This window comes from Paraburkholderia ginsengisoli NBRC 100965, from assembly GCF_000739735.1.
Lineage (GTDB): Bacteria > Pseudomonadota > Gammaproteobacteria > Burkholderiales > Burkholderiaceae > Paraburkholderia > Paraburkholderia ginsengisoli.
In genome coordinates this window covers 24930-47492 of the sequence record NZ_BBJF01000008.1, presented here as the reverse complement: position 1 = coordinate 47492, position 22563 = coordinate 24930, and the positions used below count along the sequence as shown (strand labels likewise).

The following is a 22563-nucleotide window of genomic DNA, read 5'->3' as shown; positions in this document are numbered from 1 at the left end:
TCTGCGTACCAATTCCGGCTTGCATACGGCATGGATGAGTTTCTCTTTGAGCGCGCGACTGCGGACTCGACAGCTGTCGGGAACACCGCCCAACTACCTGGTCGCAAAGAGGTGTTCGTTCACCGTCGAGTGAAGCGCGCAATGGAAGAACTCGCGCGAATCGCCAAGCCGCTCGACATCGCCACCGTGGCACGTACGGCGCGATTGCGCATCACGACGGTACAGGCCGTCATTTGCAATACCGACTTCAGATTTCATGCAAAACCGAGAATTACATCGTCCGGCTTTCGGTCTGTCCATCGCCAGGAGCGAGTTGTTTCCACTGTATCTTCGACGGCTCAGGGTCGTCGCGAATCACAACTTCTCACGCAGCAAAGTGTGGATGCTACCGAGCCGGATGGGACGAGTGATAGACCTGCTTGGACGAAGCGTCGGAACAATTGAAGAGGTAATCAAACACAACACGTTGATTCCCCTCGCATCCCGATTCATTCGTCCAGAGGACACGGAGAGCATCGTCTCACATTTCATCGAAGGGCCTAGGGGTGGACTCGCATCAAAGGTTGGAATGGCTGGCCAGGCTTCAGGTTGGGCAAAGCACCGCCTGCTTCGCTGCATCAAATGTCTGAAAGAAGACATTGGTAGCTGCGGTCGGCCATTTTGGCGCAGGGACCACCTGTTACCGGGCATCCTCTTTTGCGGGAAGCACCAGATGCCGCTTCACATTCCCTGCGAGACATGTCTTAACTATTCCAGGTTTCGTGACCGCACGTTGCATGCGGGGCACCATTGTGGCTGCGGCCTCAAGCCGGTGCCTGAGGCCCTTCAACTAACTGCAGAGCAATCAGAGGTCGAAATCGAACTCGCGCGAGTTACCTCACTACTGCTCGACCCCAGCTACATGCCGACGCTCGACTTTCAGCGCGTCGCCAAAGAAACAAGCAACGCTGCCAGCGAAATCGGTCTGCTTGAGGGCGGAATTCTTCGGCACGCGATTTCAAGAGAATATTTGTCGGACTCCCCGTTTAGCTCGCCACTTCGCCGAACGGGATTTCTCGACTTCTCTCAATTTGCCTTCGGAGAGGTCATCAGAGGGGATACAACTCTTCGTCACCCGATTCCGGCGATTGCAATGCTAATTGCACTTGCTGGGTCGTGGAAAAAAATGGAGGAGCGGTCGAACGCGCCCAGCGATGCTGAAGCAAAAGCTGCCAAGGCGAACAATGTCCAGCAAGTAATTGCCCCGGCATTTGTTCTTGAACGCTCCGCTGACCGCATCGCCGAAGACATAGCGAGGTACACGGAGCTACGAGTCTCGCGTCCGGAATTGAACCATAGTCAATTGAGGAGGCGCTTCGGTAATGCAGCACAACGGTATCTGACCGTTGAGCGGCTGCTCGCTGCGGGAGTGGACGTCGCAACTACGTCGAATCGGACGAAAGATGCTAGTGACGCTCGGATTGTGGAGGAACTCATAGCACATATCGAACAGCGAAGCCTGCATCTTCGAGCGACCCAGTACCCACACCGTATTACCACCTTCTCCCTCATGAGCACCTTCCGCCGTCCCAATTTGTTCCACCAAGCAGCGATGCTGAAAAGGCTTATCCGCGCTTACGAGACGTTGCAACAACACGTCGAGAACACTGCTGCTTGGCGTGAACGTATTGCGGCGACGGGCATCACTACAATCGCCAAGCCTCGAGGCAAGAAGCGGTGACTCGTAACAGTTGAAACCACTGAAAGCGTAGCTGACCAGGAGAACCGACATGAAGCTCGAAACCGTGTACACCAGCTATGGGAATAGAAAGTCCAAGCTGAAATCAGCGCTCGGCACAGCTGCATCGGAATGGCATGACCCAAACTTTGAGTACGACGAAGACGTTGAGCCCACCGTCGCTCCGAAAGTGAAGACTGGGTTTCGTATCTTCGACTTGAAGCCTCCGTATCCCGCGCCGTCCTTAAGCAAGCTTCCGAAGCGTGACGCATTCGGCTGGCCTCATGGCGACGAATACACGCCGCTGCTCAAAGCTCGTACCCCCTCGATGAGTACACGAGCCGTGATGCCGGGGTTCAAGCTTGAGCGGCTGCATCAGGCGCTGTCGACGGCCGAGCTGCGCGTATTGACAAAGCTCGCCTTCCATCCCGGTATCCTCGACTTCCGCGAGCAGTACGGCATCGTAGACGAGAAGGCGTTCTGGCGAGCTGAGTTGACTGGCAAGCGTATGCAGCGCTCGAAGCTGATGACTATCGACGTAATCGTGACGTACTTTTGCCCGCGTGAGCTGAAGCTGAAATATCACGCAATCTCCGTCAAGGCTCGGGGGTACATCCCTGATGAGAAAGACCTGAGACGCGAGGAACGTGAGCGTAAGGCAATGGAGGAGCGAGGCTGGACGTGGGAGCTGATTATTGGTGATGAGGTCTCGATGGTCGAGTTTGGCAACCTCCAGCTTCTCATGGGCTTCGCCGTCCATCACCACCTCCCGTCACTTTATAGCGTTGCCGAGAGCTTCGCGAAGGTCGTTATCCGGTGCAGCAATCGTGGCAGCCTGGATGCCGTGCTACTACGCGTCGCACGCAACATCGGCATCAGTCTCGACGACGCTTATGTCAGATTCAGCGCCTCGGTGGCATACGGATTTCTCGCCATCGACCATCGTTATGACTTGCGACCTGCGAACCGCCTCGAGCTCATTCGAACCGGTCGCCACGCAATACCGGAATCGTAATCAATCATGTCTACACGAGCTGACCAACGCGATGAGGTCGTACCGCTGTCCCATCTGAAACCTCAGATAGCCGATGCGGCGGCGCTCCAGCGGCTACTGATGCCACGGGAAGACTGGCCCAAAGGTTTATGCCGCTTTGATATGTTTGCCCGGTTGCGGGACGGTGACGCACGATACCGAGCCATATGCTGGAATCCAGTCGACAGACAACTCTATGTCCTGAAGCTCGTTTCCAAGGGCTCGCCTCGGGGCCCTGGGGACTGGAGAGTCTGGTCAGCAGACGCGCCCGATTCGCCGCTCAAAGACATCAAGCGTTTAGAGGCGGATGGGGTTCCTGGGTACATGAAACTGCCGCTGGACCTGCTTCCGCCAAAGTTCCAGAACGCGCGTAACGGATTTGCACGACGTCGCCGGATTCTTGAGGCGTTCTGCATGATTGACGCTGGTGGTCAAGGCAATCCAGAGGACTATGTTTTTAATGACCAGGTTGTTACTGACCGTAGCGCAAACCTTGAAGCAACAAAGTTTGTCATTGCCGCCATCGGAGAGCATCGAGGCTATGCCGCTCAGATAAGAAAGTTGTTCCATCAACATTGCCATTTTGGTGGCCATGAGAATTCCATGCTCGCCCAACACGCCGGGAAGGGCGTGACGGGCAAGCGGCCCAATCTTGTCAATAAGCCTGGAGCACTGACTTATGCCGAAAGGCAGGACAGGCTCAGGAGTGAGGCAACCGGCAGGCCCAGACGGCTCAAACGCCTTCCAGTTAGCGAGCATGAAAAGGAATCAAAATTCCTCGTCCTGCTGCGACGCTATTGGGTCAAGGAGAAATGGTCATTAGCCAAGACATTTCGGCGCTTGTGCGAGGAGCACTACGCGGATGTCAGGGAGGAGCTCCGTCCAACCTACGACACATTCTGCAGAATTTCAAATGAGGAGTTGATTCCCAAATACAATTTGTTAGAGGAGCGGAACGGCCCCGTAGTTCATAACGCCAATTTCGCGATTCTGTCCGGTACGGCGACCGACTACACGCAAGGAAAAATTGAAACGGTCGACGTCGACGCTTGGACACCGAAAGTCGGCATACGGGTGAAGGTTAAGGGGAGGTGGAAGAAAATCCGCGTAAGAGTCCTGTTCGCAGTCGCGCGTAACTCGCGCGCAGTCGTAGGAATTGAAATAGTCCTCACTGGTGAAGATGCAATTGCATACCGCAGGTGTATCGCGTCCTGCTTTATGGACAAGTCTAAGCTCGCTCAGCGTCTCGGACTCAGGTCACCAGAAGGGTTGGTGCATGGAAATATCGATGGGGTCTTCTTCGACAACGGCGCTGGCCCGTCTGGGCAAAACGCAGTTGTTGTGTGTGCGCAAATGAGACTCCACCTCGCAATTTCTCCTCCTGCGAGCGGACAATCGAAAGGGTGCGTCGAGAGCCTCAACGGGTGCATGCAGAACGCGTTGTTGGACTTGGAGGCTGCACATACGCGTAAAAATGACCCGCTTAGCAGAGAGGAGCGTCGGAAACGTCTGTTGACTCGCGGAACGTCTCTCGGACGTTTCATTTATTCTGCTTACGAAGCGGTGGCGGCGTACAACCTGACCGCTCACCGGCCGCAGCTGCGGAGCCACAAAGACTTCATTGAGGGCGAGATGAGCTCGCCGATGAAGCTTTTCGCATCTCAACAGCTTCAGCGCAGAGGGGATGCGCGAAAGCAGTGGTCGGAAAGGGAACTCCTCGCCAGATTTATCGCGTGGGAGCCGTACACGGTTCGGAATGGTCAAGTGCATTTTTGCGGCGTCCGCTTTTCATCGGACAGCCTGAAGGCCTTCGCCGAAGAGCAGACTAAACATGGCCGGTCGTTGGAAGTCTTTGTGAAGCGCTTCACCGCGGACCCTCTTTACATTCTTTGGAAGCGTGAAGGCGAGGTGGTGGAATCGCTAAGGGTTATTGATGAAGACCTGCGCCGGGTTCAGAACCACACTTGGCAGGAGCTATCTCTGACCAAACAGGCGGACGCAATGCTCAAGCTCGAAGGCGAGGTGACGAAGCGCAAAGCCAGCGATAAGCTGACCGTCGACCAGCACAACGGCGTCGCCGATGCGGTGCGTCACCGCGATGCTAACGGGGACATTCACGACATCGCGGGCACCTCCACCGCCAACGCTAAAGCGACCGCAATAATCCAGAACAATCGCCGATGGGAAGAACGAGAGGCGGCCGCGTTCGGGCTCGCACAGCGTCCCGTAGCTCCTGTTCCTCCCGAGCCGTCTATCGGGACCAAGCCCCCGAACGCGGAGTATGCAGCATGGTTGCAAGCTAGAAAGGTTGCTCGAGAAAACCGGAAGCCGGAGCCAGAGGAGCAGTAACGGCATCAGGCCGCGGGGCGACCATGGTGGCGAGGTCCAACACTGACCGAGCCGATGGTCGTTCGATGTTTGCACTCGCCGATGAGAGACTGCGCGGCGCGAACGCGATGTTCATGTTCTCCCGGAAACGCTTGCCAGGCGGGCGTAACCGCTTCTAATCCAGATGCACGAAAAATTCATTCACTATGCACTTTCGGCTGCTCGTCTCGACAAAAGAAGCGATTACGCGCAGCGTAGAACCATGATTATTCGAGGATTTTTCGGTCAGAAGGTCTTCGGGTGCGATGTGTAACGACTTCTAATCCGGATTGCCATTGAAAAGTTTTGTTTACGCCGCCCTTGAAATACTTTTGTTGGCGGGATCGTAATTCCGCCAACGCCCTGCCAGGCGGCGCATAAGCCAAAAATAAACGACGAGGGCGCGGGAATGATTCCAGCGCCCTTTTCTTTGCGCGAATATCTCGGATGTGTGGGTTTGAGGGTTGTTGATAGCGGGAACCGGGCAGTCTGCCGGTCACCCCCTTGCCGGCAACTCCGCATGAAAAATCGAAGCCAGGTTTGAGGCGTGCGGGTTCAGCCACGCATTGGCCCGCGGCGCGCCGTCCAATGTCCGGAGGAATGCGTAATGCCGCAATCGACGATACGGTTTGGTGGCGCAATCGCCGACGGGGACACACTGACCGCACGGCTCAAGGCGCGCGTCGCGCTGCTTGGACTGTTCGTCGGTTCGATGTGGGCGGTCTTCTTGCTGTCGGCCGTCATGCCCTTCCTGAATCTGAACCGGCACGGCGTCGTGCCACGTTCGCTCGGCGGCTTGCAAGGCATCCTTTTTTCCCCCTGGCTGCATGCGAGCCTCGGGCACATCGCAGCCAACACAGGCGGACTGCTCGTTCTGGGCTGGCTGTGCCTGTGGCCGCGCGTATCGAACTTCTGGGAGGCGACCGTCGGCGGGATGCTCGGCGCAGGCCTTTGCGCATGGCTGTTCGGGGCGTCCAACTCGATACACATTGGAGCGAGCGGGCTCGTATTCGGTTACGCCGGCTATCTGGTCGCCCGAGGCTACTACACGCGCAAATTCGTCCCCATACTCGTGGCATTCCTCGTCGTGGGCACCTTCGGTGGCAGCATGCTGTTCGGCGTGCTGCCGATCTATCCCGGCTTATCGTGGCAAAGTCATATCGGCGGGCTGATAGGCGGTGTTCTTGCGGCGCGTATGGGCTCAGCCAGCCGGTCACGCGCGGTATGACGCGGCCATGACCGGATAAACCGCCATGGTCAGGCGAGCACCGCGCTTCAATCGGGAGGCGTCGTGAACATACTCTGCGGGTCCGCCGGCTGGACCGATAAAACGCTCATCGCGTGCAAGCGGTTTTATCCGCCTGACTGTAGAAGTGCCGAGGCACGGTTGCGGTTCTATGCGTCGCAGTTCTCACTCGTTGAGGTCGATTCGAGCTACTACGGAATGCCCTCGGCGTCGAACTCGGCGTTGTGGGCGGAACGCACGCCAGCCGACTTCACGTTCGATATCAAGGCGTTTCGATTGCTGACGGGCCATCAGACGTTGCGAGAGGCGCTGCCCAAGGACATCGCGATGGCCATTCCGCACGCGGGGGAAAAGAACCTGTACTACCGTGATATTCCGGCTGAGATTCTCGATGAACTTTGGCGGCGTTATCGCGAAGCGCTCGAACCATTACGGCAAGTCGGCAAACTTGGCGCGGTTCTTTTTCAGTTTGCCCCGTGGCTGATCTGCGGCGATGAAGGACGCGCCCACGTCGAAGAATGCGCAGAGCGAATGCACGGATACACGGTCGCGGTCGAGTTCCGAAACAATTCGTGGCTGAATGCCGAACACGTCTTCGGCACATTGGAATTGCTCAAGCGATACAAGCTCGTCCACGTCATTGTGGATGCTCCCGAAGAAGTCACCAACCGTGCGCACACCGTGTGGGAAGTGACCAATCCCGACCTCGCGTTTGTTCGGCTGCATGGGCGCAACGCGGCTACGTGGAGCGCGACCGGGGCCGCAACCGCTGCGGGTCGCTTTGACTACGATTACAGCGACGACGAACTTCGGCAATTGTCCACGCCAATCCGCGATATCTCCAACCGGGCAGTCAGGACGCACGTCATTTTTAATAATTGCCGTGAAGACCAGGGGCAGCGAAACGCACGCACCCTTATCGAAATCCTGCGAACGTGAGTTCAGCGGTTAGCTGAGGCGTGAGGCCCCGGCACAGTCCGACGACTGCAAGCGTCGGGATTTATCCGCAAACAGGACCCGAAGTGTTTGTACTCTCCCGACATCGAGCCGTGGCTTCGACGTCTGAGGCCTTGCATTAACGCGCAGGCGCTTCGCCAGGAAGGCGCCTGGAACCGCCCCTCTCTGTCGGCACGCTTGTTGCATTTGAACGCTGCGTGAACAAGGAGGTGGCTGACATGAGCGTCTTTCCGGGTCGGGTTATATTCAAACCACTGCGCCGTAGTTCGGTCATTGCCGTGGCTGCTGTCTGTCTTGCGGCGATCTGCGGAATGGGTGTCGCGGCATTTGCCGGCGTGTTGCCCAAGTCGGAGCACATAGCCGTCGCGGTGACGACGACACCGCTCCTCGATATCCAGGTTGACCACGCTATCCATTAGACGGGTACTGGCCTTCCTCTCACATCGCATCCTCATTCGAGACGACGCTCTACAGATTTCCCCCGTCGCCGACGCACCGCTTCGCACCATCACCGCTACCATGCACTTCCCAGCCATCCACGGCAAATCACCGCTCACCGGGTTTTCGCATGAGTCTTCTGCTACGTCTAATACTTCTGTTGTTCACCAGTCGAGGCCGCAGCCGGCTTCAGGTGCTCGACAACTGTGTCACGCCGTTTCGCGTCTGGATAAACGACCTCGACGTATTGCTCCACATGAACAACGGCCGCTATTTCACGATCCTCGATCTGGCGCGCGTCGATCTGATGATGCGCAGCGGCCTGTGGCGGCAATTGAGAGCACGCGGCTGGTATCCGGTCGTGACGCTGGAAACGATGCGCTTTCATCGCTCGCTTGAACTGGGCGACCGCTATGACGTTCACACCCGCGTGATCGGCTGGGACGAAAAGCACATCTTCATCGAGCAGGGCTTCGTGCGCGGCGATGCGCAAATCGGACTGGCCGTCGTGAGAGCGCGTTTTCTGAAACGACAGGGCGGCACCGTGGCGACCGCCGAAATGCTGGAACTGTCGGGCATCACGCAGACGTCGCCGGCATTGCCGGAGTGGGTCGTGAACTGGAGCGAGGCGGAGGGCGGCATGGCGTTGCAGCCAGCCTCTTCAGCGTAGTCGACACGACGGTAGTCATGCGACGGTAGTCACGCGGCGTTCGGACGTGCGAAGCGCCTGGCTCGATCATCGATCCCTGACCAACTCTACCGCCACTGCCGACACAAATTCCGCGCGCACACTATCGCCGACTTTCAACTTGTCGAGCGGGATATCCTGCGTGGCCTGCAATACCTGCCGGTGCCGTGGTCCACGCAGCGTCACGAGGCGGTTCTTGCGATCGATCTTCGTCACCGTCGCGACGATCCGCACCCGATGCGCAGACGACGTAAATCCCTCCGATGCCGGAATCGCCACCGTCCTCTCGATGCGCTCACGCACACCTCGCGTCGCGAGCCTGTCGATCTGAAGCAGGAGCGCCTGCTTATACGCCACGTTCAGCTTGTCGCCGACCCGCAGTCGGCTGACGTCGGCCACGGCGGGATCCACGTCCACGTCGGCAAGATTGCCGTGCGGACCACGCAGCGTCACGCTATTGGCGGCCGCATCGATAGCCGCAACATGGACCTGCGCGTGAACCACGTCGGCTTTCGCTAGCGCGGCACGCCCGGCATCGGGAAGGGCGTCGGCGTTTTGCGCGAAAACGGTTTGACTGGATGCGGTCGTCAGCACAGCCGCCAGCGCGGCCGCCTTCCACATGACCGCGGCCCATGAGCCCCTTCTGCGCAGACTTGCCATTCGTTGCTCCGAAATGATCACGCGATGTGGCCGGCCAACGGATCGCCGCACGCTCCCGTCACAACTCCGGGCGTTCGAGGTCGCTGGTCACGATGTGCTCGCCGTACACCTGCGCCGCTGCGACCGCCTCCAGCCTGGTCGGATATGGGCCGAGTTCCGGGGCGCCGTCGAACGGAAACAGCACGCGGCCGTCGGTGGTCCGCACCACTTTCAACACGCCGTAGAAGCGCCGGTAGCCGGCCATCTTCGACATTGCCGATACTTCGAAATCATCCTCCGACGTCCCGGGGACGCTGGGAATAAACGCGGTCTTGCTCATACCTGAAAACATCTCTTGATCAATGGGCGGCCCAACACGAAACGTCAAGGCTACACCCGGTTGTCCCGCAACGACATTCGCGGGCGGAGTTCATTGTCTCAAATCCAGGGGAAATCTAACCGGTAGCCGAACGGCAGCTAACTTTCGACCGGTGCATCCGTCCAGTTCGATATTCCTCAATCGAAAATCGCAACTAACTGAATAAGGTGGCAAAACAAAAAAACTGTTCGGCAAGTCGGCCGGCGGCGTGCCACGCAACCCGGTTTGCGCGTGAAACGTCCGATCGGAAGTACTTCGATATAGGTGATAAAACAACACGCGAGGTCCATCTGGGCGGTGCGGATCAACCTCTCGCCACCTTCTCATCGCCGTTGAACAACGACTACGATCCCAACGCGAAGCACACAAGGTAAAAGATGCGGAAGACCCGCTCGGCCTTGATTTGAAACAGAAAGTTCCGGCCAGCGGGGGCCTCGTTTTGGGGCAGCGCTATAATGCGCGGATCCCAGTTCTTCCCGTCCTTGTTATGAGTCGGTTACTTTGCCTGATCGTGCTTTCGCTCGGCCTGATGCAAACCGCAACGGCCGACGACAACACCGACCGCATGTCCTCGTATCTGACACGCAAGTTCGGTCTCGCCAAGGACAAAGCTGAAAAGATATCCGATGCGGTGCAATCGGCCGCTTCGAAATACTCCCTCCCGCCGGCGCTTCTGCTGGCCATCATTTCGATCGAATCCCGCTTCAAGGAAAAGGCCAAGGGCGCCAACGGCGCAACCGGGCTGATGCAGGTCGTGCCGCAGGCTCATCGTGGACTGCTGAGGAACGTAAAGGACCTCACCGAGCCGACCGCGAACATCGAAGTGGGCTCGGCGATTCTCTACGGTTACATGCGCTCGGCCAACGGCGATCTGAACGCCGCGCTCAAAAATTACGGCGGCTCGAAAGCCTACGCGCAAAAGGTGAGCTCGCGCGCCGAAGACTTTGCCGGGATCGTCGTGCCGCAAGACGCCGGCCGGTCTTCGGACGCACACGCCGACACCTGCGAAGCCGACCGGTGCGCGGCGCCCGGCTATTGGGCGAACGCCTTTACGGTGCCGGCGATGAGCGCCTCTGGAACAGGCGGCGCGGCCGCCGGTGGATCGCCTGCCGCATCCCGCTAAGGCGAATTTCCTTCTTTATCTTTTTTGCCTGCCGCGCTAACTAGCGCGGCGGTCAACGCTCGCCTCTCGTCGTGCTGGATGAGCCCGCGTGCGGCGTACGCTGCATGCTTTTTACGCACACCTGGCGACCCGCTCTACAATGCTTTCCCATTCGCGCTCATACAGCGTTTCATTGCGATCGACCATGTTGACCTCGTTTTCCAGAACCACGACCGCGGCCCTGTTCGGGCTGTTGACCCTCGCCGCGTGCAGCAGCGCGCCGCAACCGAAATTCCAGCAGGAACTATTCGAGACCGGCGCGAGCCCGTACGCGCGCAATTTCAATTCGAGCACCACCGATAGTTGCGAAGCCGCGCGCCGCGCGTTGTTGAGCCAAGGCTATCTGACGACGATGACACGTTCCGATACCGTCGACGGCACCAAGAATTTCCAGCCGACAGGCGATACCCACGTGGTCGTCGAGTTTCATGTGGTCTGCACGCCGGGAGAAGAGGCGAGCGACACGAGCATCGTTTACGTCAACGCCGTGCAGAACGGCTTCGCGCTGAAGAAAAGCGATACGTCGGCGAGCGTCGGGCTCAGCGTGCTGGGTTCGCTGTCGCTGCCGATCCGCTCGAACAGCGACGCGATGGTCAAGATCTCGAGCGAAACGATTCCGTCGGGCAAGTTCTACGACCGCTTCTTCGGTCTCGTCGATCACTATCTGCAAACCGTCGTGCGTACGCAGCCGGTTGCGAACAGCCACATCGAAACGCGTCTGTTGCCGATTCCGGTCGAAGTGACGACGCCGACCCTCGTCCCCGAGCCGCCGGCGGCCGTGGGTCAAGCGGCGGCGGTGCAACCGGCAAGCGGAGTCGGCGCATTGCCGTGACGCGTCTTGACGTAAACGGGGTGAGGGAGGCTGATCAAGAGCGGATCAGCCTTCGATCTCATCGCGCAGCGGTACTTATCCTATGTCTTTTACTTCAGACGTATACATACGTAGTAGTAGTTAACAAGGATCGACCCGTTCTGTGGATAACCGCCAAATGTTCCGTCGCATCAACGTCATGCGAAATCGATAACCGTACGGAACTCGATTGTAGAAAAACTACCAAGTGGGGATAACTCTGACACGGCTTTTCCGTCGGTCAGCTTTATCAAGATTCCGCGCACAGGCTGTCCCATGCGCTATCCCGAAGTTATTCAGAGCTATTTGTGGATAACCTGGCTGCCGAAGATGCTTATCCACAGGCCGCCGCGCGGCATTTTCCACCGCCCGCTGCGCTCGCCAGCGTACAGACCGCCACCCCGCGGACGCGTACATTGAAGCTGGACGGTACAAAGATTGCGTCTCTCTTTTTGCAAGCGCAACTGTTGCTAATTAGCCAAAATCATTTCGGCAACGCCCATCCAGGCATAGAGTTAAAGTGTTTTCTGAGGTTATTGGTGCAGTGCGGGGGGTGTATGAAACGCAGATCAGCACGACAGCTCGTCCGTCTTCTCGCGGATATTCGACATGCCACCCATTGCAGCACGCTGCGGGCGGCAGCCACCAACCGGGCGATCGCCCTCGCATCCGCCGAAAGTGAAGCGGACGCCGCCGACAGCGACGACAGTCCCGAGTCCGCGCGCGACGCGCATCAGGACAAGCCGGTCAGGAGTGGATCATGAGGGCCGCGAGCGAGCAGTCGCTGCGTTTTCTTGTCGATAAGTGGCTCGCGCCGGCGCCGTCCGCTCCGGTTCACGTCACGGAATTCAGCCGCACCCGCGTGGGCGGCAGGCGTTATGTGCGCGTCGAAACGTGCCTCGAAGGCAGCCTGCGAAGCCTGTTCTTCTTCCGTCACGACGACGGCTGCTGGTGCGTATTTCCGCCCACCGCCGACACGCCGCACGTGTTTGCGTATCCGCGCGCAGCCTAGCGTTCGGGGCATCCCGGCCGAACGGCGCGCGGTGAAGCGAAGCGCGCGCCTCGACCACGCGCCTGGGCGTTTCCGTTTCGACCGCGACGGCCCGCTACGCCGTCACGATGCCTGACGCACGCGATCGCGTCCGCGTCGCCATCCCGGCATCACCTGACACACGATCAAACCCGCCAACATCAGCACGCATCCGAACACCGCGCGCGTCGGCAGCGTTTCGCCGAGCACGAGCCAACCCGCGAGCGCGGCGAATACCCCTTCCATGCTGAAGATCACCGCCGCGTGAGACGGCGCCGCGTATCGTTGCGCGACTACCTGGATCGTATAGGCGACGCCCACCGACAGCGCTCCGCCGTAGGCGATCGTCGGCGCGGCGCGCGCGATCACCGCGAAACTGACGGGCTCGATGACGAGGCCGACGACCAGGCACGCAAAGCCGCACGTCACGAATTGCACGAGCGCCAGCATCAGCGTGTCGTGGCGCAGCGCGAAGCGGCCGACGAGGATCATCTGCACGGAAATCACCAGTGCGCCAGCCAGCTGATACCAGTCGCCGTAAAGCATCGAAAAGTGTTCGTCGACGCTGAGGAAATACATGCCGACGGCCGCCAGCGACGCGCCGAGCCACGTCGCGATTCCGGTTCGGTGCCGAAACAGCACGCCGAGCAGCGGCACGATCACCACGTAGAGAGAACTGATGAACCCGGCGTTGGCGACCTTCGTGTACTGCAGGCCGATCTGCTGTAGCGAGATCGAGGCAGCCAGCACCACGCCCAGCAACGCGCCCGCGCCGAGCAGCTCACGTGCGCCGCCGGGTTTGCGATTCAACAGTTCAGCGAGCGCGGAGCGTCGGACGCAGACGATCATCGTCAGCACGACGAGCGCGCCGAGCAGGAAGCGCAGGCCGGTGAACAGAAACGGTCCGATCGCATCGAGACTCAGGCGTTGCGCGACGAACGCGGAGCCCCAGATCATTGCGGCGATCAGCATCAGCAGATTGGCGCGCAGGTGTTGGCGGGTGTCGGGATTCAAAGGCGGTTATTCGAGTTGGTGGGTTCTTGCGAGCCGATTCCGAACGGACGGCGCAGCGCGCTTTACGGTACGCATGGCCGCCAGTCGCGCTCGCGCTGCCGGTTTGGAATCGCACATGATACGCGGGCAGGGGGCCGGCATCGGAGCACTGCTCTGCGCGATTGCCGTGAGGCACGTACACGATCGATTCGCCGACGCGCCGCTTGCCTGCGGCGACACGCGCACATCGACTGACTCGCGCGATAATCGCGCAAAGGCGATGAGATCTCTGACCCCGCCACTTCGCGCGCACCGCATCCAACCCGCCGACTCTCAACCAACCCGCCATGGACGACAAAGACTGGATCGCTGGCGCCGCGAAGGCGTTGGCGATCATCGAAGCATTCGACGAGGAGCACGCGCGCATGGCGCCGACGATGGTCGCCGCGCGCGCCGGCCTCTCGCGTACCGCGGCGCGCCGTTATCTGCTGACGTTGCGTGAGCTCGGCTACGTGGATACCGACGGCAAGCTGTTCTGGCTAGCGCCGCGTGTGCTGCGGCTCGGCCAGTCGTACCTGGATTCGGCGCGCCTGCCGCGCACGGTGCAGCCGTTTCTTCAGCGCATCACCGCCACCTTGCAGGAAACCGCGCTGGTCGCGATCCTCGACGAACACGACGTGGTGTACGTGGCGCGCAACGGCGTGAATCGGGCGATGGCGGTCGGCTTCGTGCTCGGGTCGCGCGCGCCGGCGCCGTTGTCGTCGGCAGGGCTGGTGTTGCTGGCGTTCCAGGCGCCGGAGAGCATCGACCAGTGGCTGGCGTCCTATCCGATCAAGGTGTTCACGCCGTTCACCTATTCGACGATCGAACGGTTGCGCGAAGTGCTCGGCGAAATCCGCCGCAATGGCTACGTGGTCACCGATCAGCAACTCGAACTCGGCGTGCGCGGTGTCGCTGTTCCGTTGCGCGACCGGCATGGTTTGGTGGTGGCCGCGATCAGCGTCAGCATGGCGATCGGCGACGAGTCCGCGAACGCCGCGCTGCAGCGGGTTTTGCCGACTTTGCAGGAAACCGCCAGCCTGCTGCGCAACCTCGTTTGATACCGCGTAGGTAATGTCCCTGGTACGGGGTACTGAATGATCGAAAGCCCCACGAAAGCAAGCTGTCTCCCGGAAAATACATATCGAGTTTTGCGCATGACAAACCGCCTACGCTGGGTAATACTCTCCCGCGGGGAGCGGGATGGGCGCTCAAGCCTTGCCTGCTTTACCGTGCAGCTTATTTCATTCACATGACTCAGTCGTTTAGGTTTGGGGAACAACACATGAAAAAAGTTATCGTCTCGCTCGCAGCCGCATCGATCGCGCTGGTCTCCGTTCAAGCTTTCGCACAGGCATCGGACGCAGCAGCGCCGGCCGCAGCAGCTAGCGCGCCGAAGAAGCACCACTCCAAGCAACTGAAGACGCACGGCAAGCGCGCTCCGGTTGCGGCAGCAGCTTCGGCCGCCGGCACGAACGACAAGGGCACGCAAAACTAAGCTGACGCCCGCTTCGTCGGGCGAGCGGTCCCGCTTCGCCGCCATGCGCCGTCAGGCAGTCAACGCGGCGCGGGTGCGGAAAAAGGCGTTGCCAGCAAAAAGGCCAGAGCTTGTGCTCTGGCCTTTTTGCTTTTTGCATGGACGGCGGTTGTTGCGGGGATCGGATCAGTCCGCGAGACCACGCTTGATCACTTCGTTCAGCAAGCCGGACATGCCCTCGGGATGCGTCGCGGCGCGCGTTTTCAACTCGGTGACCAGATCGGCGTTCAGCTTGCACGCGAACGCAACGAGGCCCTGCGCCTGATCGAGCTTGCGCTGCTCGCGGCGATCGAGCTTCGGCTCGGCTGTTGCGCCTTTGCCGAAGCGATCGGCGGTGGACTGCTTCATTGCGTTGTTCAGCTTGAGCGCCTTGTTCTTTTCAAGGTCGGTTTTTTTCATCGCCATACGGAAGGCCTCTGCCAGATAAGTAATCCCGCATTGTACGCACCGCGCCGGGCGTCGCGGAAACGGCGGAGAAGGGAGCGGCCATCGGGCTGGCTCGCGGCAGGCGCTGAGCCCGACGCGCGTTGTCCGCGCGCGAAGTCGGCGCCGCAGCGCGAGCGGCACGCAATGCCGAACTCGACCTGACCGACCTCAATCCGGCGGCGGTGACGTAACCGCCACGCTATCCATCAGCGCGCGCATCCGCTGCCAGTGTGTACCTTCCCAGAACACGCGCCGGCATACGTCGCAGGTGACAAACAGGTTATGCCGCTCAAGTACACCATCGGGCGCGCGGGCGCCGACTTCGTCCTTGGCGATCCGCCGCAGCGGCGCATTGCACATCAGACAGAGCCGGAACGGGCGCGCGCTGCCGGCCAGATCGAGTCGCTCGAACACTTCGCGCAATTGCTCGCGCGGCCTGAGCGTGCGCACGTAGCAGCCATGCGTGATGCTGCGGCGTTTCAATAGCTCGCGATCGCGGGTCAGCACGATGCGCTGTTGCGCGACGGAGAGCGCTTCGATATCGGCGTCGGGATAGTGGTTGTCGTAGAGCGTATCGAAGCCAGCCAGCCGCAGCAGCGGCGCTAGCCCGCCGAGATGCGCGTCGGCGATGAAACGCACCACGCGCAGCGGCCGTTCGCGCACGCGCAGCAGCGGCTGGATGTCGAGTGCTTCAAACTTCGGATACACGGCGACGCGATCGCCGTCCGCCAGTTGATGATCGAAACCGACCGACTCGCCGTTCACCAGAATCAGTTCGACCTCGGTATGCGGCACGCCGAGCGCTTCGATCATGTGCTTCGCGGTCGCGTTGGACGCGCAGGCGTAACCGAACGCGCGCCGACGCAGCGGCCGGGCGAGAAAATCGTTCAACTCCTCGTAGAAGCGGAATGTCGCGGTGACCATCGCAGCAGTATCGCACCGTGTTTTGTTGCGCGCTGCCCTGCACGTGTCGCATGGGTGTGTTTTACTGCGAGTTCTTTAGAAGACGGAGCGACAGATGGACATCGGTTTTATCGGTCTCGGCGAGATGGGCGCCGCGATGGTTGCAAACATGTTGAAAGCCGGGCATCAGGTGCGCGTGTGGAACCGCTCGCCGGAACGGGCGCAGCCTCTCGCCGATCTCGGCGCGCGGGTCGTCGCGACGCCGGCCGAAGCATTTGCGGGCGACGCGGTGTTCTCGATGCTGGCCGACGACAGCGCCTTGCGCGAGGTCATCACCGCGTCGCTGCTGGAGCACGCCCCGCGCGGCCTGATCCACGTGAACATGGCGACGATCTCGGTGGCGCTGGCCGAGGAACTGGCGACTGCGCACGCGTCGCGCGGACTCAACTACGTCGCGGCGCCGGTGTTGGGGCGGCCCGACGTAGCGGCGGCGGGCAAGCTGACGATCGTCGCCGGCGGCCCGGCCGAGGCGATCGACCGGGTTCAGCCGGTGTTCGACGCGATCGGCCAGAAGACCTGGCGCATCGGCTCGCTGCCGCAGCAGGCGAACGTGATGAAGCTGGCGGCGAATTTCATGCTGGGCTCGGCGATCGAGACGCTCGGCGAAGCCGCGGCGATGGTCACGGGGCATGGCCTCGCGATGCAGGATTTTCTCGACGTCATCACGAGCGGTATTTTCCCTGGCCCGGTTTATTCGGGCTACGGCAAGATGATCGCGGAGCAGCGCTTCGAGCCGGCGTTGTTCAAGGCGCGTCTCGGACTGAAGGATCTGCGCCTTGCGCTGGCCGCCGCCGATGCGGTGACGACGCCGATGCCGATCGCCAGTGTGGTGCGCGACAGTCTGATCGAAGCCGTGGCGCATGGCGACGGCGAGAAGGACTTGGCGGTGCTGGGCCAGGTGGCGGCAAGGCGGGCCGGGCGTTAAGCGGTGAAAGCGGGCGGCGCGAATTCAGACCGCCCGCTTGCATTACGCCGCCCCGCGCCACCAGACGTCACGCCATGCCATGCCACGCCATGCCGCAGAGGTGAACGGACGGGCATAATAGCCGCCCGATTCCAATTCGTTTCACGCTCAATGACTCTGCATACCTGGTGGCTGTTCGTCGCCACCGTCTTCGTTGTGTCCGCGATTCCCGGTCCGAATATGCTGCTCGTGATGACGCACGGCGCGCAGCACGGCCTGCGCCGCTCCAGTGCGACGATGGCCGGCTGCCTGTCGGCGCTCGTCCTGATGCTGGCGGTGTCGGCGGCGGGTCTCGGCGTATTTCTCGCGGCGTGGCCGGCCATGTTTAACGCGCTGCGCATGATCGGCGCGGCTTATCTCGTTTATCTCGGCATCAAGTCATGGCGCGCCCCGGCTGACGAAGCCGCCGCCGACACCGTCGACGAACTCGCCGCGAGGCCCGTGCGCTCGCGTTTCGCGTTGTTTCGCAACGGCTTTCTGGTGGCCGGCAGCAATCCGAAGGCGATTCTGTTCGCGGCCGCACTGCTGCCGCAATTCATCGACGCCACCCAGCCCAAGCTGGCGCAGTTCGGCGTGCTCGTCGCCACTTTCGCCGCGATCGAGGTGAGCTGGTATCTGGTCTACGCGGGTTTCGGCACGCGCATCGGCGCGAGACTGAAGAGCCGCAGCGTCGCGCGCATGTTCAATCGGCTGACGGGCGGGGTATTCATCGGCTTCGGCGCCATGATGGCGCTGGTGCGCCATTAGCGGAGCGCGGGGAGCCATACGCTCACCGCGGAGACAGGTGTCGCGTGCAGGTGTTGTATAAAAACGACATTGAGGGTCAACCCTAATTTGCATGTTGCGACGCACCAAACCATTTGCTATAGTTCGTCTTGTCTCCTCCATGTCTCCTCTGATATGGATTCAGCCCGCCCACATAGGCGGGCTTTTTTTTGCCCAGAATTTGCCGCCGCCGGTTTGTGCCGGGCGTCGCGTAGAAAAAACAAAGGCCGGCTGGTCCCGTCGCGTGGGGTCAGCCGGCCTTTGTCGTAGGGGCGTCGAACCTAGAACTTGTACGAGACCGCCAGGAAGGAAATGATTGGATCTGCCTTCAGATCCGCCTTCGACACCCCTAGGGCCGTGCCGTCCGCCGCCTTGATGATGACCGACGACGTCGTCTTCAGCGGGATATACGTGACCGAGGCCACGAGCCCCCAGTGATCGGTGATGTTGTACGCGAGACCCGCGTTGAACACCGGCGCCAATGATGACGACGCCTTCGCCGACACCTGCGTCTGCCCCGGTTTGCCCGCGCCGGCGGCCAGCACCGCGCCGAGATTGTTCTGCGTCGACTTGACGAAGTTATCGCTGAGCTGGATATCGGAGAACCAGTTGTACGACACGCCGACGCCGACAAACGGCCTGAACTTCGCCGTCGGCGCGTTGAAGTAGTACTGGAACAGCAGCGCCGGACTCCACTGGCGCACGCTCTTCACGATGGGATTGGCTTGCGGATCGCCCAGATCCTGCTGACCGAGCGCGCCTGCCGGTCCCGGCGGCTTGATCACGCCGTGTCCGTAGATCTTGAAGACCGGTGGCACGCCCGCCACCGTCGTCACCGCGATGTGGTCGGTCAGGTAATGGCTGAACACGAGACCGACGGTATTGGCGCTATTGGTCGACAAACTCGTGCCGGGCGACGTGAACGAACTCGGCAGACGCAGCGGTGTGTTGATCGGCGTCGGCGCGACGTGGGTGGTAAGCGGCGTGCTCGAATCCTGCGGCATCACGTGGAACCAGCCGAGTACGGCGACGTTATCGCCCGCATGCTGGGCGTACGCACTGGCTGACAGCAGCGTGGCCAGTACCGCGAGACAGATTTTTTTCATGTTGTTCCTCCTCAGGCGCTCGTGCGGCTCATCGCACGCGACGAGCGGCGGCGGGCCGTCGGCCCGGCCAGTGCGCTGGATAATCAGGGGCACCGGCTGCCGCGCCGCGTCGATCGATGCACGGCAGCCGGGACGCGAACACTTCGTTGCACGGGCGGCGCGTGCCGCGCCCGTCACTGGACGAAGGCGCCGATCGTGAAGTACGGCGAGGCCGCGTTGGTCATATCGAGGTAACCGAACACGCCGCCCGTGAAGATCATCTTTCCGGTCGGCGTATTGCCGGGCGATGCGCCCACTCGCGTGGTCGTCACGACGCCCGGCACGGCTTGCGTGAAGTCCAGATTCAGCGCGGTCGCGAGCGATGCCTGCGACGCGTTGAACGGATCCAGCAGCGTGGCCTCGGTGCCTTCGAGCGCGGTGGTGCGGTAGTCGAACTGGCTATCCACGCCGATGTACTCGCCGTTCTGCGAGTTCACCGCGACCGAGTTTTGCGGCGACAGGATCGAGATGCCCGATTCGTCGTCGGCGTAGGGTCCGATCTCGCCGTTTTGCGGCACGGTCACCGACGAATTGGCGGCGCCGGCGCGTACGAGAATAGGCACCAACTGATTGCGCAGCTTGCCGACAATCATGTAACCGCGGGCTTTCGGCGTGGTCGCGAGCGTCGGTTTGGCCTGGCCGAGGAAGTTGTTGGTCTGGAACGCGCCGCTGCCGTCGGCCGCCGGCGCGAAGTTGCCGCCCGGTTGCTGGCACTTGCCGGCGTTGATGCCGGTGTTGTCGCACTCCGTCCACGAGCCGTCCGCGTTGATCGTGATCTTCGAATCGACTGGGACCGGCGCGAAGTTCTGCGACGGCACCTGGTGATAGCCGAGCTGGTTGTAGGTGCCCGCGACGCTCGCGAGATTCGTTTCAATCGATGAGAAGCCGATGAACGGGTAATACGGGAACGTGGTGTCCGGCACCGCGCCGACGCCGAGAATCCCGCCGAACGAAATCTCCGCGCCGGGAATCGTGCCGCCCGCCACGCCTTCGCCGACGAAAATCCGCGCCGGGCGATTCGGGTCGAGGCTCGCGCCGTTCAGACGGAACGCGCACTGGTTGAGCTTGTTGGTCGGCAGCAGGGTTTCCTGGGTCAGCGTGCCGCTGGCGGTCTGGCCGGCGCGCGTCGGAACGACGGTGCCGGTGGTCGCGGGAATTGGCGACTCGATGTAATTGACCTGCCACGTCATCTTGGTCGTGTCCAGCTGCAGCTTGACCAGTTCGCCGTCACCGCCGCCGCCCGTGAACACCGTGCCGTAGTCGAGCGACGACGGACACAGACGGATTTCCGTCACCGGTCCGTCGCCGCCGCCTCCGCCGCCGCACGCCCCCAGCAACGGCGCTGCAAAAGCGAGCACCGAAAGGATTCTCCAATTCATACCGCCTCCAGAATTTTCTCGTTGTAGGTGGCCGGCTCCCAGCCCGGCCACCTTTTGCTTATGCGTATGTCTGCCTCATATCGCGACCGGCCGGGTTGTCGCGCGTTACTTGCTGATCTGCGCGCCGATGCCGAAGTACGGCGCGCTCGGCGTATCCGCGTTGGCCGAGGTCGGCGCGATGCCGCCGTTCTCCGTGCCCTGGATGGCGATCGCATAGAGGCCGCCCGAGGCAATCGCGAAACCGGTTTTGCCGTTGGTGTCCTGCACGCCGACCAGTCCGGGGCTTTGCAGGCCGTAGGCCAGACCGAAGCCGCTTTCCGCCGCCGAGGTGGACGGGTTGATGAACGTGCCGACTCCACCCTGGATCAAGGTCGCGGTGTTGCGGAAGTTCGAGTCCGCGCCGACGTAGCCGCCGTCGAAACCGCCGGAAGCGAGCGGTGTGGCCGCGGCGAGCATCGCGATGCCGGATTCGTCGTCGACCTTGGCGTCGAGATGCAGCAAGCCGGTGCCGAGATTGACGGAACCCGTGCGTACGACCAGCGGCACGGTTGCGCCGTTGACCTGGCCGAGGATCATGTGCGAAGTCGCGGATTTGCCGGTCTTGCCGAGGATCGGAAGACTGAGCTGCGGCACGATCTGCGGCGCCTGCTGGCTGTCGAAATAGCCGTTGGCGTTCAGCGTCAACGGATTGCCGGTCGTCAGGCAGCCGCCGGCGTTCGGCGTGTAGTTCGCGTTGGCGGTGTTGCTGCTCGTGCAGGTGCCGCTGGCGTCGAAGGTCTCGACGGTGTTGGTGGCGATCGTTGCGTAGTTGGTCGACGGCGCGAGGTGATAAAGCAAGCCGTTGTAGGTGCCGGCCAGTTTGGTGAGGTCGGTCGTCGTGCTGGCGAAACCGAGGAACGGATAGAAGTCGAAGTGACGGTTCGGCACCGCGCCGATGCCCGACCCGGCGAGCGGAATCGTCAGTCCGTCGAACTCGACCGTTGCGCCTGGAATGCCGCCGCCGGCCACGCCGAGGCCGACGAGGATCATCGGCGGATTGGGATTGTTGACGAAGTCCGGCGTGGTGTAGGGCTGGCCGTCGCCCGGTGCGATGCCGGTGCCCGCGCCGAGGATGAACGCGCAGCGCGTTTGCTCGGCGGTCGGCAGCATGCCGGTGGGCGGGTGGATCACCGCGCCGGTGATCTGCGTGCCGGCACGCGTCGGCGTGACCTGGGTGGTGCGCAACGGAATCGGCGACTCGAGCCACTTCAGCGTGTAGGTCATCGCCGTCGCGTCGATGTTCACCTGCACGACTTCGCCGCTGCCGGCGCCGCCGAGATAGGTTGTCTTGACGATGTCGGCGGTTGCCGGGCATAACGCAGCCGCGCTGGGGCCCGTGGGCGGCGGACCCTGCACGCCGCAACTCGCGCCGGAGCATTGCGGGCTGTCGATCGGTCCTGGATTGTCGGCCTTGCCGCCGCCGCAAGCGATCAGGAATGGCGCCGTGGCAAGGGCCAATGCGAGGCCCCGAATAAAGGCGTGCGACATGCCGCTGTCTCCTTTCATGTAATTGTGCGAAGTAATTTCGCTGCGCGTTTAATCCCTGTCAATTGAATGAGCCGTCTAAAAAGGCTGATTCAAACAACGTGAATTTCGCCGCGCACGCGCTACGCGGACGCTTGCGGCCCTTTTAAACAGAAAAGGAAATTTGCATGTGAGCACGCCGCCGTTGCTTCGCCGCACACCCTTGATGGGTAAGGCTGACGGCAAAAAGGCTCTATCATCTTCGAACGACCGTTCGCGAAAAAATCAGGAGTTTCCCTAGGCGGAAAACTATGCGGCGTCGACTGATTTCAGGAATGAATTA

The 22563-nt window shown here is 61.2% G+C and carries 24 protein-coding genes; 15 read left to right on the top strand and 9 right to left on the bottom strand.

All coding sequences use genetic code 11. The features are described from left to right. Positions 1-406 precede the first annotated feature (406 nt). The 3 genes from BGI01S_RS16125 (at position 407) to BGI01S_RS16110 (ending at position 5099) form a co-directional block, all read left to right on the top strand. On the top strand, positions 407-1720 hold the full coding sequence (locus BGI01S_RS16125; RefSeq protein WP_157004194.1) for a TniQ family protein: 1314 nt from the start codon (positions 407-409) through the stop codon (positions 1718-1720). 49 nt (positions 1721-1769) lie between these two features. Continuing rightward, positions 1770-2732 carry a TnsA endonuclease N-terminal domain-containing protein gene (locus BGI01S_RS16120; RefSeq protein ID WP_042326967.1) on the top strand — a complete coding sequence of 321 codons (963 nt, stop codon included), beginning with the start codon at positions 1770-1772 and terminating at the stop codon, positions 2730-2732. A gap of 342 nt (positions 2733-3074) precedes the next feature. Next, entirely contained in the window at positions 3075-5099 is a 2025-nt protein-coding gene (locus BGI01S_RS16110) for a hypothetical protein (RefSeq protein WP_157004193.1), read from the top strand. 245 nt (positions 5100-5344) lie between these two features. Here BGI01S_RS16110 and BGI01S_RS30230 read toward each other — a convergent pair whose 3' ends face one another. Continuing rightward, entirely contained in the window at positions 5345-5680 is a 336-nt protein-coding gene (locus BGI01S_RS30230) for a hypothetical protein (RefSeq protein ID WP_157004192.1), read from the bottom strand. 44 nt (positions 5681-5724) lie between these two features. On the opposite strand from BGI01S_RS30230, the gene BGI01S_RS16105 reads away from it, so the two are divergent. From BGI01S_RS16105 to BGI01S_RS16090, 4 genes are all read left to right on the top strand, one after another. After that, a complete protein-coding gene (locus BGI01S_RS16105; RefSeq protein ID WP_042326964.1) occupies positions 5725-6345 on the top strand; it encodes a rhomboid family intramembrane serine protease in 621 nt (206 codons plus the stop codon). A gap of 63 nt (positions 6346-6408) precedes the next feature. After that, a complete protein-coding gene (locus BGI01S_RS16100) occupies positions 6409-7302 on the top strand; it encodes a DUF72 domain-containing protein (protein ID WP_042326963.1) in 894 nt (297 codons plus the stop codon). Between the two features lie 236 nt (positions 7303-7538). Continuing rightward, entirely contained in the window at positions 7539-7739 is a 201-nt protein-coding gene (locus BGI01S_RS16095; RefSeq protein ID WP_042326962.1) for a hypothetical protein, read from the top strand. A gap of 149 nt (positions 7740-7888) precedes the next feature. Further along, a complete protein-coding gene (locus BGI01S_RS16090) occupies positions 7889-8428 on the top strand; it encodes an acyl-CoA thioesterase (protein WP_042326961.1) in 540 nt (179 codons plus the stop codon). Between the two features lie 66 nt (positions 8429-8494). On the opposite strand, the gene BGI01S_RS16085 is transcribed toward BGI01S_RS16090, so the two are convergent. Then, positions 8495-9106: a hypothetical protein gene (locus BGI01S_RS16085; protein ID WP_042326960.1), complete on the bottom strand. Its 612-nt coding sequence runs from the start codon at positions 9104-9106 to the stop codon at positions 8495-8497. 58 nt (positions 9107-9164) lie between these two features. Further along, positions 9165-9425: a DUF6723 family protein gene (locus BGI01S_RS16080; protein ID WP_042326959.1), complete on the bottom strand. Its 261-nt coding sequence runs from the start codon at positions 9423-9425 to the stop codon at positions 9165-9167. Between the two features lie 526 nt (positions 9426-9951). Between BGI01S_RS16080 and BGI01S_RS16075 the strand changes: the two genes are divergently transcribed. The 4 genes from BGI01S_RS16075 (at position 9952) to BGI01S_RS16065 (ending at position 12488) form a co-directional block, all read left to right on the top strand. Then, positions 9952-10587 (top strand): lytic transglycosylase domain-containing protein, encoded by a 636-nt coding sequence (locus tag BGI01S_RS16075; protein WP_042326958.1) that lies wholly within the window; start codon positions 9952-9954, stop codon positions 10585-10587. Positions 10588-10771: 184 nt separating this feature from the next. Continuing rightward, positions 10772-11458, top strand: a complete 687-nt coding sequence (locus BGI01S_RS16070) for a DUF2242 domain-containing protein (protein ID WP_042326957.1) — start codon at positions 10772-10774, stop codon at positions 11456-11458. A 326-nt stretch (positions 11459-11784) separates the two neighbouring features. Continuing rightward, positions 11785-12240: a hypothetical protein gene (locus BGI01S_RS31090; RefSeq protein WP_232624331.1), complete on the top strand. Its 456-nt coding sequence runs from the start codon at positions 11785-11787 to the stop codon at positions 12238-12240. Then, positions 12237-12488, top strand: coding sequence for a hypothetical protein (locus tag BGI01S_RS16065; protein WP_042326956.1), 252 nt, complete (start codon positions 12237-12239; stop codon positions 12486-12488). The genes BGI01S_RS31090 and BGI01S_RS16065 overlap by 4 nt, the downstream gene beginning before the upstream one ends. A 102-nt stretch (positions 12489-12590) precedes the next feature. On the opposite strand, the gene BGI01S_RS16060 is transcribed toward BGI01S_RS16065, so the two are convergent. Continuing rightward, entirely contained in the window at positions 12591-13520 is a 930-nt protein-coding gene (locus BGI01S_RS16060; protein WP_042326955.1) for a DMT family transporter, read from the bottom strand. Between the two features lie 326 nt (positions 13521-13846). On the opposite strand from BGI01S_RS16060, the gene BGI01S_RS16055 reads away from it, so the two are divergent. Together BGI01S_RS16055 and BGI01S_RS16050 are read left to right on the top strand one after the other, a co-directional pair. Further along, positions 13847-14599, top strand: a complete 753-nt coding sequence (locus BGI01S_RS16055; RefSeq protein ID WP_042326954.1) for an IclR family transcriptional regulator domain-containing protein — start codon at positions 13847-13849, stop codon at positions 14597-14599. A 224-nt stretch (positions 14600-14823) separates the two neighbouring features. Beyond that, positions 14824-15036, top strand: a complete 213-nt coding sequence (locus BGI01S_RS16050) for a hypothetical protein (protein WP_042326951.1) — start codon at positions 14824-14826, stop codon at positions 15034-15036. A 165-nt stretch (positions 15037-15201) separates the two neighbouring features. Here the strand turns inward: BGI01S_RS16050 and BGI01S_RS16045 are convergent, their stop codons facing one another. Beyond that, positions 15202-15480: a hypothetical protein gene (locus tag BGI01S_RS16045; RefSeq protein ID WP_042326949.1), complete on the bottom strand. Its 279-nt coding sequence runs from the start codon at positions 15478-15480 to the stop codon at positions 15202-15204. A 189-nt stretch (positions 15481-15669) separates the two neighbouring features. Further along, positions 15670-16425 (bottom strand): Mut7-C RNAse domain-containing protein, encoded by a 756-nt coding sequence (locus BGI01S_RS16040; protein WP_042326948.1) that lies wholly within the window; start codon positions 16423-16425, stop codon positions 15670-15672. A 94-nt stretch (positions 16426-16519) separates the two neighbouring features. Here BGI01S_RS16040 and BGI01S_RS16035 point away from each other — a divergent pair, with 94 nt between their 5' ends. Then, positions 16520-17389 carry an NAD(P)-dependent oxidoreductase gene (locus BGI01S_RS16035; protein ID WP_042326947.1) on the top strand — a complete coding sequence of 290 codons (870 nt, stop codon included), beginning with the start codon at positions 16520-16522 and terminating at the stop codon, positions 17387-17389. Positions 17390-17539: 150 nt separating this feature from the next. Then, on the top strand, positions 17540-18175 hold the full coding sequence (locus BGI01S_RS16030) for a LysE family translocator (protein ID WP_042326946.1): 636 nt from the start codon (positions 17540-17542) through the stop codon (positions 18173-18175). Positions 18176-18474: 299 nt separating this feature from the next. Here BGI01S_RS16030 and BGI01S_RS16025 read toward each other — a convergent pair whose 3' ends face one another. The 3 genes from BGI01S_RS16025 to BGI01S_RS16015 all read right to left on the bottom strand — a co-directional run bounded on the left by BGI01S_RS16025 (position 18475) and on the right by BGI01S_RS16015 (position 22244). After that, positions 18475-19299: an OmpW/AlkL family protein gene (locus BGI01S_RS16025; protein WP_042327062.1), complete on the bottom strand. Its 825-nt coding sequence runs from the start codon at positions 19297-19299 to the stop codon at positions 18475-18477. Positions 19300-19472: 173 nt separating this feature from the next. Beyond that, on the bottom strand, positions 19473-20717 hold the full coding sequence (locus BGI01S_RS16020; RefSeq protein WP_042326945.1) for a DUF2957 domain-containing protein: 1245 nt from the start codon (positions 20715-20717) through the stop codon (positions 19473-19475). 105 nt (positions 20718-20822) lie between these two features. After that, positions 20823-22244 carry a DUF2957 domain-containing protein gene (locus BGI01S_RS16015; protein WP_042326944.1) on the bottom strand — a complete coding sequence of 474 codons (1422 nt, stop codon included), beginning with the start codon at positions 22242-22244 and terminating at the stop codon, positions 20823-20825. Positions 22245-22563 lie beyond the last annotated feature (319 nt).

Coding starts and splice junctions, on each gene's coding strand:
- BGI01S_RS16120 (WP_042326967.1), top strand. CDS start 1,770: ATGAAGCTCGAAACCGTGTACACCAGCTATGGGAATAGAAAGTCCAAG.
- BGI01S_RS16110 (WP_157004193.1), top strand. CDS start 3,075: ATGAAACTGCCGCTGGACCTGCTTCCGCCAAAGTTCCAGAACGCGCGT.
- BGI01S_RS16105 (WP_042326964.1), top strand. CDS start 5,725: ATGCCGCAATCGACGATACGGTTTGGTGGCGCAATCGCCGACGGGGAC.
- BGI01S_RS16095 (WP_042326962.1), top strand. CDS start 7,539: ATGAGCGTCTTTCCGGGTCGGGTTATATTCAAACCACTGCGCCGTAGT.
- BGI01S_RS16090 (WP_042326961.1), top strand. CDS start 7,889: ATGAGTCTTCTGCTACGTCTAATACTTCTGTTGTTCACCAGTCGAGGC.
- BGI01S_RS16085 (WP_042326960.1), bottom strand. CDS start 9,106: ATGGCAAGTCTGCGCAGAAGGGGCTCATGGGCCGCGGTCATGTGGAAG.
- BGI01S_RS16080 (WP_042326959.1), bottom strand. CDS start 9,425: ATGAGCAAGACCGCGTTTATTCCCAGCGTCCCCGGGACGTCGGAGGAT.
- BGI01S_RS16075 (WP_042326958.1), top strand. CDS start 9,952: ATGAGTCGGTTACTTTGCCTGATCGTGCTTTCGCTCGGCCTGATGCAA.
- BGI01S_RS16070 (WP_042326957.1), top strand. CDS start 10,772: ATGTTGACCTCGTTTTCCAGAACCACGACCGCGGCCCTGTTCGGGCTG.
- BGI01S_RS16065 (WP_042326956.1), top strand. CDS start 12,237: ATGAGGGCCGCGAGCGAGCAGTCGCTGCGTTTTCTTGTCGATAAGTGG.
- BGI01S_RS16055 (WP_042326954.1), top strand. CDS start 13,847: ATGGACGACAAAGACTGGATCGCTGGCGCCGCGAAGGCGTTGGCGATC.
- BGI01S_RS16050 (WP_042326951.1), top strand. CDS start 14,824: ATGAAAAAAGTTATCGTCTCGCTCGCAGCCGCATCGATCGCGCTGGTC.
- BGI01S_RS16045 (WP_042326949.1), bottom strand. CDS start 15,480: ATGGCGATGAAAAAAACCGACCTTGAAAAGAACAAGGCGCTCAAGCTG.
- BGI01S_RS16040 (WP_042326948.1), bottom strand. CDS start 16,425: ATGGTCACCGCGACATTCCGCTTCTACGAGGAGTTGAACGATTTTCTC.
- BGI01S_RS16035 (WP_042326947.1), top strand. CDS start 16,520: ATGGACATCGGTTTTATCGGTCTCGGCGAGATGGGCGCCGCGATGGTT.
- BGI01S_RS16030 (WP_042326946.1), top strand. CDS start 17,540: ATGACTCTGCATACCTGGTGGCTGTTCGTCGCCACCGTCTTCGTTGTG.
- BGI01S_RS16025 (WP_042327062.1), bottom strand. CDS start 19,299: ATGAAAAAAATCTGTCTCGCGGTACTGGCCACGCTGCTGTCAGCCAGT.
- BGI01S_RS16020 (WP_042326945.1), bottom strand. CDS start 20,717: ATGAATTGGAGAATCCTTTCGGTGCTCGCTTTTGCAGCGCCGTTGCTG.
- BGI01S_RS16015 (WP_042326944.1), bottom strand. CDS start 22,244: ATGTCGCACGCCTTTATTCGGGGCCTCGCATTGGCCCTTGCCACGGCG.